Below are 16,345 nucleotides of genomic sequence, written 5' to 3' on the forward strand. Positions count from 1 at the left end.
AAATATTCTCCATAAATGCCTTAGCATTTGGGTCGAATAATTCTCCTGATGACACGTTGCATAAATAACAGGCAAAGCCTATATCTATGCAATAAACTCAGACAGAAAACGGGACCATAAGGGACAAAACCCTTATAAAAAAAACACCACCTTGACGCGGGGTGGAGCAGCCCGGTAGCTCGTCAGGCTCATAACCTGAAGGTCGTAGGTTCAAATCCTACCCCCGCAACCAATAATATCAACGCCTTAGCTAGAAATAGCTAAGGCGTTTTTTTGTGCTTGGGCGTGTGTCTGAGAAAGGGAAAAGGGGGGAGGAAGGTGAAGAGAACAGCTGGATAAAGACTCGCTGCCGATAAACGGCGTTTGCCAGAAAACTTTGGCAATTGAGAATTAAAGCAAAATTAAGTATTGAAAGATAAGCAGGGTGTTAATCAGGGCACTATCATCCACGAAGGTTGTGTATGTTAAAGGTAATAGGTTGCATCACCGTCCAGCATGACTGGCGGCTCGTCCTCGTTGCGGCGCTTGTGTGTTCGTTGATCAGTTTTGTCGCAACGGCGATGTTCCGTCGCGCAGAGACAAGCGAGGGTTTAAGAAAATGGAGTTGGCTGGGCGGCACGTCTCTTGTGACCGGTGCTGGTGTCTGGGCCACTCATTTTATCGCCATGCTGGCTTATGAATACCAGATTGAGCGAGGCATTGACGGTTTTTTAACGCTTGGTTCGGGGCTTATCGGTGTGGCTTTTTCCGCCGCCGCCTATTCGGTTATGGTGTTCTCGAAACGGCATATTCGGATTGTTGCCGGCGGCGTTCTCTTGGGGACCGCTATTTCTGCCCTTCATTATGTCGGCATGGCGGCCTATAGCGTCGGTGCGACGTTGAGTTGGGATGTGGCTTATATCAGCGCCTCCGTTGTGCTGTCGATCCTGTTCAGCACCGCCATGTTCTGGGCGCTTTGCCGCGAGAACAATGGGCTGCTCAACGCAGCTGCGCCGGTTTTACTCTTCCTGGCGATCGTTTTGATGCACTTCACCGGTATGACCGCTTTGACCCTTGTACCGACGATGATGATAGATACATCGGTTTTAATTATCGAGAAGACGACAGTAACGGTCGGTGTCATCGCTGTTTCGATCATGATGGCCCTTATTGGTCTGGTCGTTCTCGCATTCGACAATCGACTCGTCCATCAAAAGGCCAAAGACGCAGACAAGCTGAAAGTATTGAACACCCAGCTTGAAGCGGCGCTCGTCCGGGCCGAGGCATCTGCGAAGTCGAAGTCGGACTTTCTTGCCAACATGAGTCACGAAATTCGGACACCGATGAACGGTATTATCGGCATGACCGAGGTACTGATGAATACCAACCTTGACAAAAACCAGCGAGAATACGCCCATCTTGTTCTTTCGTCCGCAAACGGCCTCATGAGGGTATTAAACGACATACTCGATTTCTCCAAGCTGGAAGCAGGCAAGATGAGGCTTAGCCCCTCTTGCTTCAATTTGCGGCGCATGGTCGAAGAAGTTGTCGCAACCATGCAGGCGCATGCGTCCGCACAAGACATGGAGCTCATTGTGCGTTATTCGCCGACACTTCCCGGAGGGGTCGTCGGCGACGAAGGTCGAATACGGCAGGTACTGGCAAATCTGATCGGCAATGCGGTCAAGTTCACCAAATATGGGCATGTTTTTGTGAATGTGGAGGGGGAGAGAGACGCCGGGGGTGTTTCCTTCCTCATTGAGGTGGAAGATACGGGTATCGGCATTGCGGAAGAACAGGTCGATCATATCTTTGAAAAATTCGAACAGGCTGATACCTCTCGCTCACGGCGTTACGAGGGTACAGGGTTGGGGCTGGCCATATCAAAGGAACTCGTCGAGCTAATGGAAGGCTCGATCGGGGTGCGTAGCGTTCTGGAAAAGGGATCGACGTTCTGGGTAAAGCTGCACTTGCCCGTGGACGATAAGGTAACGGCATTAGCTGTCGCTGATCCCGACGTTTTCAGTGATCTCCGTGTTCTCGCCGTGGACGACAACTATGTGAATCGGAGGCTTCTCCAGGAAATTCTTGCTGGGAAGGGGATTGAGGCGACGATCGTCGCCTCGGCGCGTGAGGCATTCACGGCGCTAGAACAGTCCCATATGCGCGGTGCCATGTTTGATTTGTTGCTGACAGATTATCATATGCCGGAAGAAAACGGCGACGAACTCACCAGGCGCATTCAGCAGGATGAACGTTTCAAAACCCTGCTCTGCGTAATGTTGTCCTCTGTCGATGTCGAAAAACAGCCGGATGAGGAATGCGCTGAACGATATGCGGCTTGGGTGACGAAACCAATCCGGGCGGCCCACCTTATGGACACAATATTGGGCGTACTGAGTGAGAGTTCGATTGAGCGATTGAAAACTGTAGAGCATTCGCTCAACACCACCGAACGCGTTGAGCCCGACGAGGGTAGACAGAACGGTCCCTATATTTTGGTTGCCGAAGATAATGTCGTCAATCAACGTGTGCTCGAAGCCTATCTTGCAAATGTGGAATATGAGGTCGTCATGGTCGAAAACGGTCGTGAGGCCGTGGACGCCTATCTGAGGCACCCACCAGTGCTCATCCTGATGGATGTTTCCATGCCCGTAATGGATGGTCTTATGGCAACGCGGGAAATAAGAAGAATCGAGGAAGAAACTTCTCTTGCTCGGGTGTCGATCATTGGCTCCACCGCTCACGTGCTTGAGCAAGACCGGAAAGCATGTATGGAAGCAGGAATGGATGATTTCATCGCCAAGCCCATACGAATGCAGACGTTGAATGAAGTCGTCCTCAAATGGCTCCCTTCGGAGGAAACGCCTTTAGGGGCTATAGGCGTATTGAGCTGATGATTCTAACGCAAAAAGACCTTGCCTCATAAACGTGCGGAACTATTTTAAAGGCAATGAGATAAATAAGGGATCATAAGGGAATAATCATTCCTTATACGCTAAATACATCACCTTGACCCGGGGTGATGCACCCGTGACGAATTTGTCTCATAATGCTTCCTTCCTTCGAAAGGATCGCACCATCAAACCGTGGGATCAAACACCCAGAAAGCTTAAAAGATGACAAGCCGAAATGATGGACTGAGAAAATGACAGAGCAAAGACCCCATAACCGTGATAAAAATTACAGGATCCGCAAGGAAAGTGCGTTTTTAAAAGCCCTGGCTGTTTCTAACACTGCCGGAGAAATCAAACCGAGCATGTACAACAAGTACAGGCAGATCTGCAGGTTTACAGAAATCTTCATGGAGAGGATTGAACGGACACAAGCGATAAAGCAAAAGCGGGTAAAAGTCTTGGACATCGGATCGGGCAAAGGCTACCTGACTTTCGCAATCTATGATCAGCTTGCTGAGGCAGGTCTCAATCCAAAAACCGATGGCGTCGATACAAGGCCAGAGATGGTAAATCTTTGCAACGATGCAGCCGAAGTGTGTGGCTTTAGTAACCTTGCATTTCACAACATGAAAGCAGAGGATTTTTTTGAAGGCTACTATGATGCAATCATTGCGTTGCACGCCTGTGACACGGCGACAGATGATGCACTGTTTTACGGAATTAAATCGAAATCCAAGTTGATCGTTTGCGCGCCTTGCTGCCAAAATGAGGTTTTAAAGGATCTTCAAAAAAGCGACGCCCAAAGCAGGAAATTTATTTCGCACGGGTTATTCCTGCAAAAACAAGCTGACATTATCACGGACAATAGCCGCGCGATGCTTCTCAGATCACAAGGGTATCAGGTGGACGTTATCGATTTCATCTCAACTGAGCACACACAAAAGAACACCCTTATTGCTGCGACAAGAAATAGCAAGCCTTCGCGTGAACAGGTGAAGGAATACGAAAATTACAAAAAATCTTTTGGCTTTAGTGGTATAAAATTGGAAAAGTTGATGCGGAACGAGGGGTTGTTACCTCCCGCGTGATTCATTTCAGAGATCCTTGTTCAAATTTGGCTTTGTATTTGTAAAACGTTGCTGAATGAATTCCGTGAATGCGGCATAGATCGGCTGTTTTTGAACCAGATTCCTGTTCCTTTAAAATCTCTATGATTTGTTCTTCGCTAAAGCGGGATTTACGCAGCCTCTGTCTCCAGCAACTGGCAGCACGCTCCATTTAAATGGAGGGGTTTTCGGAGCGCAGATCATTATCTGGAAGCTGGGTAGAAGACATTCGTAATTTATCGATTTTTCTAGTACACAGGCAGCCTGATACTGGTATTTACCCCTTGCCGATTCTTTGAAGCAGGTTTTCGAGAAAGATATAGTCCCATGGAAATTACTGTAAATTTTTTGGACAACCTTCGGCTTGAGGCCAAGTTCGACGATTTTACGATCACGACCGACCAGCCTATTCGCTATAAGGGTGATGGCACCGCGCCGAGTCCGTTTGATTATTTTTTAGCCTCTTCCGCGCTTTGCGCCGCGTATTTTGTAAAGTTATATTGCGTATCGCGGGATATCCCGACAGATGATATCAGGGTTTCGCAAAATAATATTATCGATCCGGACAACAGGTATAATCAAACCTTTAAAATTCAGGTCGAACTGCCCGCCGGTATATCGGAACGTGACCGGGAAGGTATTTTAAGATCAGCTGATCGCTGCACGGTAAAAAAGGTTATCCAGCAAGAACCTGAATTTATCATTGATCTTGTCGATGACTTGAATGACGTGCCCCTGCTCCAGTCGTATGAGGGCAGCGGCCATACGGTGGTTCTGGGCAAAGACCTGCCCCTGGAACAGACGATTGCCAATATGACGTCTATTCTGTCAGATATTGGCATCAAAATCGAGATTGCGTCCTGGCGGAACATTGTTCCAAATGTATGGTCGCTTCATATCCGCGATGCGGCGTCCCCGATGTGCTTTACCAACGGGAAGGGCGCGACAAGGGAAAGTGCGCTCTGTTCGGCTCTGGGCGAATACATTGAGCGGATGAGCTGTAATTTCTTTTATAATGATCATTATTTCGGTGAAGAAATCGCGAACAGGGAATTTGTCCATTACCCTAATGAAAAATGGTTCAAAGCAGGTGCTGATGATGCCTTGCCAGAGGGATTGATGGATGAAAGATGCTTGGAACTCTATAATCCGGATGGCGAACTAAGGGCATCTCATTTAATCGATACAAATTCTGGGCAAATCGAACGCGGGATCTGTGCCTTGCCCTTTACGCGCAGCTCGGATCAGAAAACGGTCTATTTCCCGTCCAACCTGATCGAAAATCTGTTTGTCAGCAACGGCATGAGTGCCGGCAATACTTTGTATGAAGCAAAGGTACAGTGCCTGTCGGAAATATTTGAGCGCGCGATCAAACGGCAAATTATCGAACAAGAAATTGTTCTTCCAGATGTACCAAAAGAAATCCTGGCAAAATATCCCCGTGTATTAGCTGGTATTGAGGAGCTGGAAAACAAGGGCTTTCCCATTGTCGTTAAAGATGCGTCTTTGGGCGGCAAGTTCCCTGTTATGTCTGTGACCTTGATGAACCCGAAAACTGGCGGCGTTTTTGCGTCCTTCGGAGCGCATCCCAGTTTTGAAGTGGCGTTGGAACGCTCCCTCACCGAGCTCTTACAGGGACGCAGTTTTGAAGGCCTGAATGATGTGCCACCCCCGACGTTCAACAGTCCTGCGGTGACTGAACCGGGGAATTTTGTTGAGCATTTTATTGATTCAACTGGGGTCATATCCTGGAAGTTTTTCAGCGCAAAACAGGATTTTGAGTTTTGTGAATGGGATTTCAGCGGCACGACGGAGGAAGAAAACGAGTGTCTGATGGAGATCCTCGCAGGTCTTGGAAAAGAGGTTTATATCGCGACCTATGACGATTTTGGCGGTACGGCCTGCAGGATACTGGTGCCTGATTATTCTGAGGTTTATCCGGTAGAGGATCTGATTTGGGACAATACCAATAAAGCCCTGATGTTCAGGGAAGACATATTAAACATCCATTCCTTATCGGATGCGCAGCTTGAAGGCCTGCTTGAGCGTTTTGAAGAGTTCGAGCTGGATCCCTATACAGTCATAGCAAATTTAATCGGGATCGAATTCGATGAAAATACCGTTTGGGGCAAGCTGGATGTTGGTGAGTTAAAGATACTGATTTACTTGGCCCTGAAACAATACGAAGAAGCGAAAGAAGCTGTAGGCGACTTCCTGAATTTTAATGAAAATACAGTGGCGCGTGTTTTGTTTTATCGAGCAATGGATGCGGTGCTTGATATTACACTGGATGATGAACTGGATATTGATGACTATGTACCAAACCTCACCAGAATGTTTGGCCCTGCAGTCATGAACGATGTGGTGGGGGCGGTGACGGGGGATGTCCAGTTCCCTGGCCTGACAAAGACGAGCATGAAGCTCGAGGGACTAGATAAACATCTGAGATTGATTGAGAGCTATAAAAAACTGCATAAGGCCCGGGAAATACAAGCCCGGAACAAATAGAGGGATGATGTGGCTGTCCCCACCAGTAAAAACATCTGATGTAGATTGTTGCCTAAATTTGCAGACTGCATTTTGAATTCTCTAAATATATTCTCTTTTACTGTTATGAAGAGATGAATTTAGTTTTGTGATCCTTGGATTACGATTGATGGTTCGCAAGGTCTTATAAAATGAACTTAAATTTTCAGGAAAAACAAATACTGTCCTGCTGTATATTTGAAACATTTGAATGCGCAGGTGAGTTCCTGCATCGGATCGAGATGACGGGGAATATGGGAAGGGTAGAGCGCATTCCGCTTTATCAGCAAACTCTGGCTTTGAATAAGTCGAAGAATTATTTTTGTATTCTTGATAACAGAAGAGGGTACGAAAACACTCTAACCCTTGATGATATGCGTTATTTCGACGATATGCTGGTTGAGGCCGGGATTGAGTTATTTTATGGGGCGACGGTTACTCTGGATGATGAGTACAAAAAGATAACCACACTGGCCAATGTTAACGTTGAAGTATCAGAGCTGGCCGGGGAACTGTTCGCGACCAGCAGTTACCAGGAAGCAGAAGATTTTATCTTTGCGCATATGCAGAAGGCATATCCATAGATTTTAAGTGTTTTGAAAAAAACTTCTTGTCGCTTCCTGGGGGAGACTTTTATCAAAGGGAGAAGGAACAGGCCACGCTTACTTCGCGGTGTTCCATTTGATCTGGAATTCAATTTCCTCTTCGCCGTCTCCACGTTCATGTTCGATGTTATAGATCGCCCGAACCGGGACATAGATACGCTCGCCCGCAATCTGAATTTCAAAGCTCTTGTTTTGTTCCAGTGAATCCGCCAGACGGCGCAACTTTGCGATGAAATCTTCCAGGGGATAGGTTTTCTCGATATCTCTTTCGGGCTTGTTTGCCATGTACGGATCCTTGTTTGGGTACTTTTGTGTGTGTCGTAAAAAGTGCAGGGGCAATCTTTACCGGATCATCTCTGTGAAGCAAGGGGGGCTGTGTTTTCCCTGTCCGATGAGAAGATCGTCTAGTGAACATTTTCCGGGGGCATGTGCCGGAGCTTGTCCGGGTTACGCATAATGTAGATATCGGTTACGTCGCCGCTCTCGCTGTAGGCAAAGGTAACTCCTGCCAGAATCTCGCTGTCTTTTTGCAGGAAAAACCCGCGCGTGCCGTTAATCTCGGCTGTGACCCAATCATAGCTGGCCCACCAGACATAGAGACGCTCCGCCAGAAAGGAAATGACATTGCCTTTGCCATGAAGTGTTTCAAGCAGAGCCTGGACCTTGCCACCGCCATCAGTACTGAGACGGATATCGTCAGAAAGCAATGTTGCCAGTTGAGTGGCTGTCCCAGTCGTGATTGCCTGTTGAAAAGCGGAAAGGAGTTTCTCCTGACGCTCGACAGGGGTGCGGCTTCTGACTTTATTCTTGTCGATCTGTCCCTTGGCGCGGGAGACAAGTTTACGGCAGGTGGCTTCCTGAAGCGCCAGCATGCTGGATATCTCGCCATAGGAAAGATCGAAGATATCGTGCAGCAGATAAGCGGCGCGTTCTTTTGGGGTCAGGCGTTCAAGCATCAGCATAAAAGCTGTGCTCAGGCTTGAGGCAAGCTGCAGTTGACTGTCAGTTTCGTGGGCTGTTTCATGGTTTGTTGTCATGTGCAGGGGCTCCGGGAGCCAGGAGCCGACATAGTCGACCCGGGCGCGGTGGGCGGAGCGAAGCAGATCGATGCTGCGACGGGTACAGGCGGTCATCAACCAGGCCGAAGGATTGTCTATTTTCTTATGAGCCACCTTCTGCTGGTAATTTTGCCATTTGATAAAGGTATCCTGTACCGCGTCTTCCGCATCGGCACGAGAACCCAGAATTCGATAAGCTAACCCCAAAAGACGGGGGCGGCAGGTTTCAAAAATATCTGTGTTGTCGTGTTGCAGCATGTCAGTCTCTCGATATTTGGACCCGGTTCCAAAGGTTGATCATGGCAATCGTTCCTGTGAGGATTCCGATTTCCTTTTCACTAAAGTGCTCTCTTAACTCTGCGCGTAATTTCCCGAGATCCGCGCTGTGATCCATGGTGGTCAGGACCTCGGTCCAGCGCAGGGCTGCGCGTTCCCTCTGGCTGAAATCATTGACCTTGTCCCAGACAATCAGGCGATCCAGCCGGGTGTTGGTCTCGCCGTCATCCCGGGCCTCTTTGGTGTGCATCTTGATACAGAAACTGCAACGGTTTATCTGGGAAGCGCGCAGCTGTACAAGATGGTGGAGTGTGCGGTCAAAGCCGTGACTGTCCATCACCGTATGTACGGATAAGAGGGACTCCAGAACATCGGGAATTTCCTGTTCGTACTTGACTGCTTGCATCGGGTTCATTTTTTTCTCCAGAGTTACAGAAATCGTGTGTCTATACACTTATGACGATCCTGCTGATACATTTGTGACGCCTTAAGAGAAAAAAATCCCAATAATCGTCAATATTGAGCAACTCCTCTGCAAGAACGTACTCGTGGCAGCGCGGTGACTGAAACGAAGTTGCCCTGTTCTCGATCAGGCAACTTGCTCACAGAAATGAACTGCCTTACAGTTCGGAGTGTCTTAAATGGTTAGGTCAGCACTTGGTTCGTCTGATCGCTTCTTTGCTGAGAAGTTCCGATCGGCCTGATTTGCCGGTCCCCTGACGTGAAGCGGGTGCACTCTGTACCAGCACGCGAAAGGTATGAGCCCATGCAACAACAAATCTCTGTTATTACTCTTGGTGTCGAGAGTTTGATCCGTTCCCGCAAGTTCTATGAAGTCGGTTTTGGCTGGAAAGCTGTCTTTGAAAATGAGGAAATCATTTTCTTTCAGATGAACGGCTTTGTTCTTGGTCTGTGGGACAAAGGCTCATTGGCAGCAGATACCGGGAGAGAGATGACTTCTGGATGTGGCGCCTATGCTGTTGCTCATAACGTCCCAGAAAAGAATGATGTGCAAGCGGTAATGGATCGTCTCGCCGAAGCCGGAGGCCAGATCATACGAGAGGCGGACACGCCACCCCAAGGCGGGTTTCGCGGATACGTTTCAGATCCGGATGGCCATTCATGGGAAATTGCCTGGAATCCGGCATGGCCGATTGATGAAGACGGTCACGTCAAGTTTGCAGTATAGAGACTGCAGGGGAACAATTCTGTATAAGGTCGTTTGCCTCTTCCGAAACGAGAACCGCAACGTGAATAAGCAAAAGGAATTGAGATGCCAGGGTTTCCGGGAAAAGAAGGATGGTGGCGTCTGCCTTCGGGGGCAAAAAATACGCTATGTGATGTTCCCGGTGTTACGGTCGGGCAGGTAACCTGCCATGAGGGAGAAATCCACAGCGGCGTGACGGCGATTTGCCCACATGGAGGAAATATCTATCGGGATAAGGTTCGGGCAGGAGTGGCTGTTCTTAACGGTTTTGGCAAGTCTGCCGGACTGGTCCAGCTTGCCGAGCTGGGGCAGATCGAGACACCAATTATTCTGACGAACACCTTTGCTGTCAGTGCCGGGATTGAAGCCCTGATCCGTCAGGCTATCTCAGAGAACCCGGATATTGGTCGGGAAACAGCCACGGTCAATCCCGTTGTGATGGAGTGCAACGATGGCTGGCTCAATGACATTCAGCAAATGCCTGTGACGACGGATATGGTGAAGATGGCCCTGCACAATACAGCCGGGGACTTTGAGCAGGGAACTGTCGGGGCCGGAGCAGGGATGAAAACCTTCGGCTTTGCCGGGGGCATCGGGTCGGCTTCGCGACAGATCATCTGTGGTGATGGAACGACCTTTACTCTTGGATGTCTGGTGCTGTCCAACTTTGGTGTCCGGGAGGATCTGCGGGTTTGCGGGGAGCAGTTCGAGCTGAACAGAACCGAGAGCGGAGGAGAAGACAAGGGCTCTATCATTCTGGTCTTTGCCACGGATGCCCCTCTTGATAGCCGTCAGCTCGGGCGCCTTTGTCGAAGGAGCGGTGCGGCGCTCGGGCGGTTGGGAAGTGTTCTGGGCAACCAGAGTGGTGATATCGCCCTGGCCTTTTCAACGGCTGCAACGCTGGATCATGATGAAAAATCTGCGGTAAAACAGCTGCCAGCTTTTAATGAAAACGATATGAATGCAGTATTTTATGCCACGGTAGAAAGTGCAGAAAATGCCATTCTTAACGGCCTGTGGCACAGCTCGACTGTTCTTGGGCGGAACGGACATAAGGCGCCTGCCTTTCGGGAAGTCTATGAGCGACGGTTATAATCTAAGCCCAATATAAAATTGGCCCGTAACAAGGTAACAAAGCCAGAGAGTTGTGCTGTTTTCCCTCTGGCTGATAAAGTAAGCCTGCTGTTCCTATCAGACAATTTGAATTTGCGCTGGGGAGGTCCCTTGACGGCGGCAATTGATAACAGAGATATTAAATGCCTGTTATGGATTGCGAGGTGAGGACAGTCATGGCTGATGATCAAGGGAGAAAATCCGGATCTCAAATGCGAAGGTCTATGGATAAACAGGACAGCATGAAAAGTGAACAGGGCTTTGCTTCTCCGCCTTGCTTGATGCACGAGCTTGACCCGACCTTTTCAGGTTTTCCTGAAAACCAAAAAGATCCAGAGCAGGAACGGGATGTAAAGCGCTGGCGAAAGGCAGAACGCGAGCAGCTGATTAAGCAGCGGTTGGCTATTCCCCCGGATATCCGGCGTCAGTCAAACAAGCAGATCACAGCTCACCTGGAAGAGGCCATCGGCGATGTTAAGGGACTGGTTATCAGCTGTTACTGGCCCTTTAAAGGAGAGCCTAATCTTCATCCCTTTATGAAAAGCCTGGCAGCGCTGGGCGGGGTCTGTGCCTTGCCTGTTGTTGTGTCCCTCGGAAAACCCTTGTTCTTCCGGGCCTGGTCGCAGGAAACACCGATGACCCGCGGTGTCTGGAATATCCCTGTCCCGCAAGAAACCGCACCGGTTGTTGTTCCTGATGTGGTTATTGCGCCCCTGATCGGTTTTGATCCCTCGGGTTATCGTTTGGGGTATGGAGGCGGGTTTTATGACCGGACACTTGCAGGCATAACCAAGCCAGTTCGGGTTATCGGGGTTGGATACCAATCTGCAGCCATTCCGACAATTTTCCCTCAATGGCACGATATTCCCATGGATAGTGTGATTACAGAGCAGGGAAGAGTGCCTTTGGTAGCAAAAAAGGAAAGGTAAGGAAGCCAGCTATAGAAATTTTTGTCTGCGGGTATTCACAAACCACATTTACATTTGTTCAGTTGGGCTGCTTGCCTGAAGGGCTTGATCCTATCCCTTAAAATAACAGAGACAGGATCAAGCCTGGTCAGAATGTGTTCTGGAGTGCCGAACGGGATTTTAAGCTATATCAATCGAACAGTTTGACAGTGACTTCGGCAATCCGGCGCCCCTGGTAGCGAGCACCATCAAGGTCAATCTGGCTGGGCTGTCGGCTTCCATCGCCTCCGGCAATGGTCGTTGCACCGTAGGGCGCGCCGCCAACGATCTCATCTTTGTTCATCTGCCCGGCATAGCCGTAATCGAGCCCCACAATTGTCAGGCCGAAATGCAGAAGGTTGGTGATCATGGAAAACAGGGTTGTTTCCTGCCCACCATGCTGCGTGGCGGTGGAAGTGAAAGCACCACCAACCTTGCCATTGAGCGCACCGCGCAGCCACAATCCGCCAGCCTGATCCAGAAAGCTTGCCATTTGTGAGGGCATACGGCCAAAGCGTGTGCCTGCACCGATGATGATGCCGTCGTAATTTTCCAGCTCGGCTACTGTGGCAATGGGGGCTTTCTGATCCAGCTTATATCCACTTTTCTGGGCGATTTCCTGGGGAACCGTTTCCGGAACTCGTTTGATGTCCACTGTGGCTCCTGCTGATCTCGCACCTTCCGCCACGGCTTCTGCCATCTGTTCAATGTGGCCATAAGTGGAATGGTATAATACAAGAATTTTTGCCATTTTAAGTGTCCTGCTTTGGGTCTGATAATGTGAGAAGAAGCGGTAGCAAATAACCGCAAGGCGGCGAGAGCTCTCTCTTTGTAAGGGAATTCATATGTCCTTGTTGGATGAGAGCTCTGCTTGATTTACTTTGTTTTGCTGTTGACGGTGTTGTAACCGGTAATCAGATTTGCGTAATCGGGGATGTGATTGGCAAAAAGAGTGCCGAGCCCTTCAACGTCATTACGCCAATCGCGGTGCAGTTCGCAGGCAACAGCGAACCAACTCATCAATTGGGCACCAGCCTGGGTCATACGATTCCAGGCTGCGTCGCGGGTTACTTCGTTGAATGTTCCCGAAGCATCTGTCACCACAAAGACATCGAAGCCTTCTTCGATTGCTGAAAGAGCTGGAAAGGCGACGCAGACTTCCGTGACAACACCGGCAATAATAAGCTGTTTTTTTCCTGTGGCTTTAATTGCCTTGATGAAGTCTTCGTTATCCCATGCGTTGATTTGGCCTGGACGCGCAATAAAGGGGGCATCAGGAAATGTCGCTTTCAGTTCAGGCAAAAGCGGGCCATTCGGGCCGTCTTCAAAGCTTGTTGTCAGGATGGTTGGGAGCTCGAAGTATTTTGCGAGATCTGCAAGGGCCAGAACATTGTTCTTGAACTTGTCCGGATCAAAGTCACGGACAAGAGAAAGCAAACCGGTCTGGTGATCAACCAAAAGTACGGCAGCATTGTTTTTATCAAGTTTTGTGTAAGATTTTGTCATTTTATCAATTCTCTGTTGTGGTTGGAGTAAATAGGTTTTGAGTGTTAAAAATTGCCAAAGCGGCCACTGTTAAAATCGTTGATTGCCTCGCGAATTTCAGCTTCGCTGTTCATGACAAAAGGGCCATAACCAACGACGGGCTCTGCTATAGGCTCTCCGGTCATGACAAGCAACGTAGAATCTCTTTCAGTACAGATGGTTACGTCGCTACCGTTGGTCGACAACCGGGCAATTTCAGCTGAAGTGACGCTTTTCCCATCGACTGTGATGGTGCCGGAAAGGACGGCAATCATCACATTGTGATCTTGGGGGAGATCCAGGGTAATATTTGCCTGTGTTTCGAGGCGGATATCCCAGAGGTTGATGGGGGTGAAGGTCTGTGCAGCTCCTTCTGTCCCCTTGAATGTCCCCGCGATTATACGTGCGCTTCCCTGTTCGAGCTCGACAACAGGAATTTGGCTGCTGACGATGGCCTGATACGCAGGGGGAGCACTTTTGTCCTTTGCGGGCAGATTGATCCAGAGTTGGACCATTTGGAAAGGCCCGCCCGATTTGGAAAAGTTCTCCGAGTGAAACTCTTCATGCAATATGCCGCTCCCGGCGGTCATCCACTGGACATCTCCCCGGCTTATGGTTCCTCCGCCACCACTGCTGTCCCTGTGGCTGACTTCCCCCTCATAGACAATTGTTACCGTTTCAAACCCGCGATGCGGATGCTGTTCCACCCCCCGTGGGCTCCGGATGTTGGGTTCAAATACATGCGGTCCGGCATAGTCAAAAAGCAGGAAGGGACTGGTGGCTTTGGTATCACCCTGATAGCTGAAAAGCGATCTGACGGGAAAGCCGTCACCAACCCAATGAGAGCCGTTACTGCGCAGTATCTGTTCAATTTTCTTCATGACATTTGTTCCATCAATAAAGGTGTTTGCTGCTATCGGGCTTGATTTCTGTCATATTTGTTCATACGTATTTTTTACAAGTACTATCATTTAGGATACTGTTGAAATGACAAAACATTCCGGCTGCCCCACGGAAACCACCCTGGCTTTGATTGCAGGGAAGTGGAAGGTCATGGTGATCTATTGGCTTCTCAAGGAGAAAAGGCGCTTTAACCAGCTTCAGCGGGATCTGACCGGGATTACTCCCAGAACGCTTGGTAAACAGTTGAAGGAGATGGAGCAGGATGGCCTGTTAAAGCGGGTTGATTATGGGGAAATTCCTCCGAAGGTGGAATATAGCCTGACTTCGCTGGGAAGGTCCTTGCAACCTATCCTGATCGCGATGGAGGAGTGGGCCCAGCTTAATATGGACAAAATTCCTGCCAGGGAAAATGCACTTTTTATTGAAGATAATCCCGAAACCAAGACATAAAAAATAACCTTCCGGCTATAAAAATTTTATCTGTTATTTTACCGCCCATACTGGTGATTTTGTATCCCGGGAAGGTCGGTCAGACAGCTTTTGGGGGGCGTCATGTTAAATATTCTGTTCGACGATCACTGTATCCGAAGAAATAATAGCTGCCGGTTTTGCCTGAAGTCACAAGAAACGAGCTAATATTTGTCTTAATACACATGGCTGCCCCGCCTTTTGTTTGGGCGTTACATGATTGACTCTTTCGCCTATGCGCTATAGGTAATCGTCTCTCTCAACTTGAAAGTATGCCCCATGAGCAAATTTGCGGAACTCGGCCTGCGCGCACCAATTTTGCGCGCTCTGGAAGAGGGTGGTTATCAGGAGATGACGCCAATCCAGAGCAAGGCTATTCCCGACGTTCTCCTGGGGAAAGACCTGATCGGTGTGGCCCAGACCGGCACGGGAAAAACGGCGGCTTTTTCGTTGCCGATTATCCAGATGCTGCTCAAGGCAGAAGGCAAGCGCAGCCCCAAGGCTGCGCGGTCTCTTATTCTGGCACCGACCCGCGAACTGGCCGTACAGATTGCCGAGAACATCCAGGCTTACGCCAAGTACCTTCACCTGCGTATTGCGCTGGTCTATGGTGGAGCTTCGGAAAAACCGCAGATCAAGTCGATGCAACAGGGCGCAGATATTCTTATTGCCACCCCCGGTCGGCTTCTGGATCTGGTTAACCAGAGCCATATCAATCTGCGGCAGGTCGAGTTTCTGGTACTTGATGAAGCGGACCGGATGCTCGATATGGGCTTTATTCGCGATATCCAGAAAATTGTGGCCTATCTGCCGAGTGACCGTCAGACGATCCTCTTTTCAGCGACCATGCCGAAATCTGTCGAAAAACTCGCGAATAGTATTCTGAACAACCCGACCCGGATCGAAGTAGCTCCTGCCTCAACCACAGCGGAAAAGGTCGAACAGCATGTACTGATGGTGCCAAAATCCCGCAAGCGGGATCTTCTGGCGCATGTGCTGCAAAATCAGGACATCAAAAGGGTTCTGGTTTTCACCCGGACCAAACATGGCGCGAACAAGGTCTCTGAATACCTCGGGAAACTGGGCGTTACTTCCGGTGCCATTCACGGGAACAAATCCCAGAATGCCCGTCAGAAAGCCCTGAATGATTTTCGTTCAGGTGATATTCGGGCGCTGGTTGCGACCGATGTCGCTGCGCGGGGCATTGACGTTGATGGTGTGACCCACGTGATCAACTTTGAGCTGCCAAACGAGCCTGAAAGTTATGTCCACCGGATTGGCCGAACGGCACGGGCCGGAGCAACCGGTGTTTCACTTTCTTTCTGTGATCACGAAGAGCGCGGGTACCTGAAGGATATCGAAAAAACCATTCGACAGAGCGTACCTTTGATGGAAGATCATCCCTATCACCTTGAGGGGATTGATTCCCGCTTTGATACGGGGCCGAAGGAAGAGAAGAACCGGGGGCGCCGTCCGGGCGGCGGAGGTCGGCGGGCTTCCAGTACTTCAAAGGCAAACCGACATATCAACCAGCCTAAACCTCACGGGGCACCAGGTGGCGCGCAGCGTAAGGGGCGTCCCGGAAACAGAAAACCCAAAACAGCATCGACAACTGGCCAGTAAGTACCAGTAAGAGACGATAGAAAACCGGGAGCGGGATATTGACAATCCTGTTCGGGTTTTAGGGTGTCAGGCGGAATTCATTGTAAAAAGAGCTGCAGTTCATGCGGCTCTTT

The 16,345-nt window shown here is 49.5% G+C and carries 15 protein-coding genes, 1 tRNA gene and 1 pseudogene; 10 read left to right on the top strand and 7 right to left on the bottom strand.

The annotated features are described in order from the left end of the window. Positions 1–155 precede the first annotated feature (155 nt). The 3 genes from B152_RS0110735 (at position 156) to B152_RS24770 (ending at position 3,964) form a co-directional block, all read left to right on the top strand. Positions 156–232: transfer RNA gene (locus B152_RS0110735), tRNA-Met, on the top strand. A gap of 229 nt (positions 233–461) precedes the next feature. Beyond that, the gene (locus tag B152_RS23325; RefSeq protein WP_020592421.1) at positions 462–2,876 is read left to right on the top strand and encodes a response regulator; all 2,415 of its coding nucleotides are present in this window, start codon (positions 462–464) and stop codon (positions 2,874–2,876) included. A 251-nt stretch (positions 2,877–3,127) separates the two neighbouring features. After that, positions 3,128–3,964: a class I SAM-dependent methyltransferase gene (locus B152_RS24770; RefSeq protein ID WP_020592422.1), complete on the top strand. Its 837-nt coding sequence runs from the start codon at positions 3,128–3,130 to the stop codon at positions 3,962–3,964. A 22-nt stretch (positions 3,965–3,986) separates the two neighbouring features. Here B152_RS24770 and B152_RS23335 read toward each other — a convergent pair. Further along, a pseudogene (locus tag B152_RS23335) lies at positions 3,987–4,121 on the bottom strand (transposase); the annotation flags it as partial. 188 nt (positions 4,122–4,309) lie between these two features. Between B152_RS23335 and B152_RS0110755 the strand changes: the two are divergent. After that, positions 4,310–6,490: an OsmC domain/YcaO domain-containing protein gene (locus B152_RS0110755; protein ID WP_020592424.1), complete on the top strand. Its 2,181-nt coding sequence runs from the start codon at positions 4,310–4,312 to the stop codon at positions 6,488–6,490. A gap of 170 nt (positions 6,491–6,660) precedes the next feature. Further along, the gene (locus tag B152_RS0110760; RefSeq protein ID WP_020592425.1) at positions 6,661–7,092 is read left to right on the top strand and encodes a hypothetical protein; all 432 of its coding nucleotides are present in this window, start codon (positions 6,661–6,663) and stop codon (positions 7,090–7,092) included. A 78-nt stretch (positions 7,093–7,170) separates the two neighbouring features. On the opposite strand, the gene B152_RS0110765 is transcribed toward B152_RS0110760, so the two are convergent. The 3 genes from B152_RS0110765 to B152_RS0110775 all read right to left on the bottom strand — a co-directional run bounded on the left by B152_RS0110765 (position 7,171) and on the right by B152_RS0110775 (position 8,862). Continuing rightward, on the bottom strand, positions 7,171–7,398 hold the full coding sequence (locus tag B152_RS0110765; RefSeq protein WP_020592426.1) for an amphi-Trp domain-containing protein: 228 nt from the start codon (positions 7,396–7,398) through the stop codon (positions 7,171–7,173). A gap of 119 nt (positions 7,399–7,517) precedes the next feature. Further along, positions 7,518–8,429, bottom strand: a complete 912-nt coding sequence (sigJ, locus tag B152_RS0110770) for an RNA polymerase sigma factor SigJ (protein WP_020592427.1) — start codon at positions 8,427–8,429, stop codon at positions 7,518–7,520. 1 nt (position 8,430) lies between these two features. Next, positions 8,431–8,862 (bottom strand): carboxymuconolactone decarboxylase family protein, encoded by a 432-nt coding sequence (locus tag B152_RS0110775; protein ID WP_020592428.1) that lies wholly within the window; start codon positions 8,860–8,862, stop codon positions 8,431–8,433. Positions 8,863–9,213: 351 nt separating this feature from the next. Here B152_RS0110775 and B152_RS0110780 point away from each other — a divergent pair, with 351 nt between their 5' ends. From B152_RS0110780 to B152_RS23340, 3 genes are all read left to right on the top strand, one after another. Continuing rightward, positions 9,214–9,636, top strand: a complete 423-nt coding sequence (locus B152_RS0110780) for a VOC family protein (RefSeq protein WP_020592429.1) — start codon at positions 9,214–9,216, stop codon at positions 9,634–9,636. A gap of 84 nt (positions 9,637–9,720) precedes the next feature. Continuing rightward, the gene (locus tag B152_RS0110785) at positions 9,721–10,749 is read left to right on the top strand and encodes a DmpA family aminopeptidase (RefSeq protein ID WP_020592430.1); all 1,029 of its coding nucleotides are present in this window, start codon (positions 9,721–9,723) and stop codon (positions 10,747–10,749) included. A 260-nt stretch (positions 10,750–11,009) separates the two neighbouring features. Continuing rightward, complete coding sequence (locus tag B152_RS23340) at positions 11,010–11,696, top strand: 5-formyltetrahydrofolate cyclo-ligase (protein ID WP_157231039.1); 687 nt, start codon at positions 11,010–11,012, stop codon at positions 11,694–11,696. Between the two features lie 169 nt (positions 11,697–11,865). Here B152_RS23340 and wrbA read toward each other — a convergent pair whose 3' ends face one another. The 3 genes from wrbA to B152_RS0110805 form a co-directional block, all read right to left on the bottom strand. Next, on the bottom strand, positions 11,866–12,465 hold the full coding sequence (gene wrbA, locus B152_RS0110795; protein WP_020592432.1) for an NAD(P)H:quinone oxidoreductase: 600 nt from the start codon (positions 12,463–12,465) through the stop codon (positions 11,866–11,868). Positions 12,466–12,590: 125 nt separating this feature from the next. Next, complete coding sequence (gene ycaC, locus B152_RS0110800; protein ID WP_020592433.1) at positions 12,591–13,220, bottom strand: isochorismate family cysteine hydrolase YcaC; 630 nt, start codon at positions 13,218–13,220, stop codon at positions 12,591–12,593. 44 nt (positions 13,221–13,264) lie between these two features. Continuing rightward, positions 13,265–14,119, bottom strand: a complete 855-nt coding sequence (locus tag B152_RS0110805; RefSeq protein WP_020592434.1) for a pirin family protein — start codon at positions 14,117–14,119, stop codon at positions 13,265–13,267. A 106-nt stretch (positions 14,120–14,225) separates the two neighbouring features. Here B152_RS0110805 and B152_RS0110810 point away from each other — a divergent pair, with 106 nt between their 5' ends. After that, positions 14,226–14,591, top strand: coding sequence for a winged helix-turn-helix transcriptional regulator (locus B152_RS0110810; RefSeq protein ID WP_020592435.1), 366 nt, complete (start codon positions 14,226–14,228; stop codon positions 14,589–14,591). A gap of 297 nt (positions 14,592–14,888) precedes the next feature. Further along, positions 14,889–16,232, top strand: coding sequence for a DEAD/DEAH box helicase (locus B152_RS0110815; RefSeq protein WP_020592436.1), 1,344 nt, complete (start codon positions 14,889–14,891; stop codon positions 16,230–16,232). Positions 16,233–16,345 lie beyond the last annotated feature (113 nt).

Source organism: Kiloniella laminariae DSM 19542, assembly GCF_000374005.1.
In the GTDB taxonomy this organism is placed as follows: Bacteria; Pseudomonadota; Alphaproteobacteria; order Kiloniellales; family Kiloniellaceae; genus Kiloniella; species Kiloniella laminariae.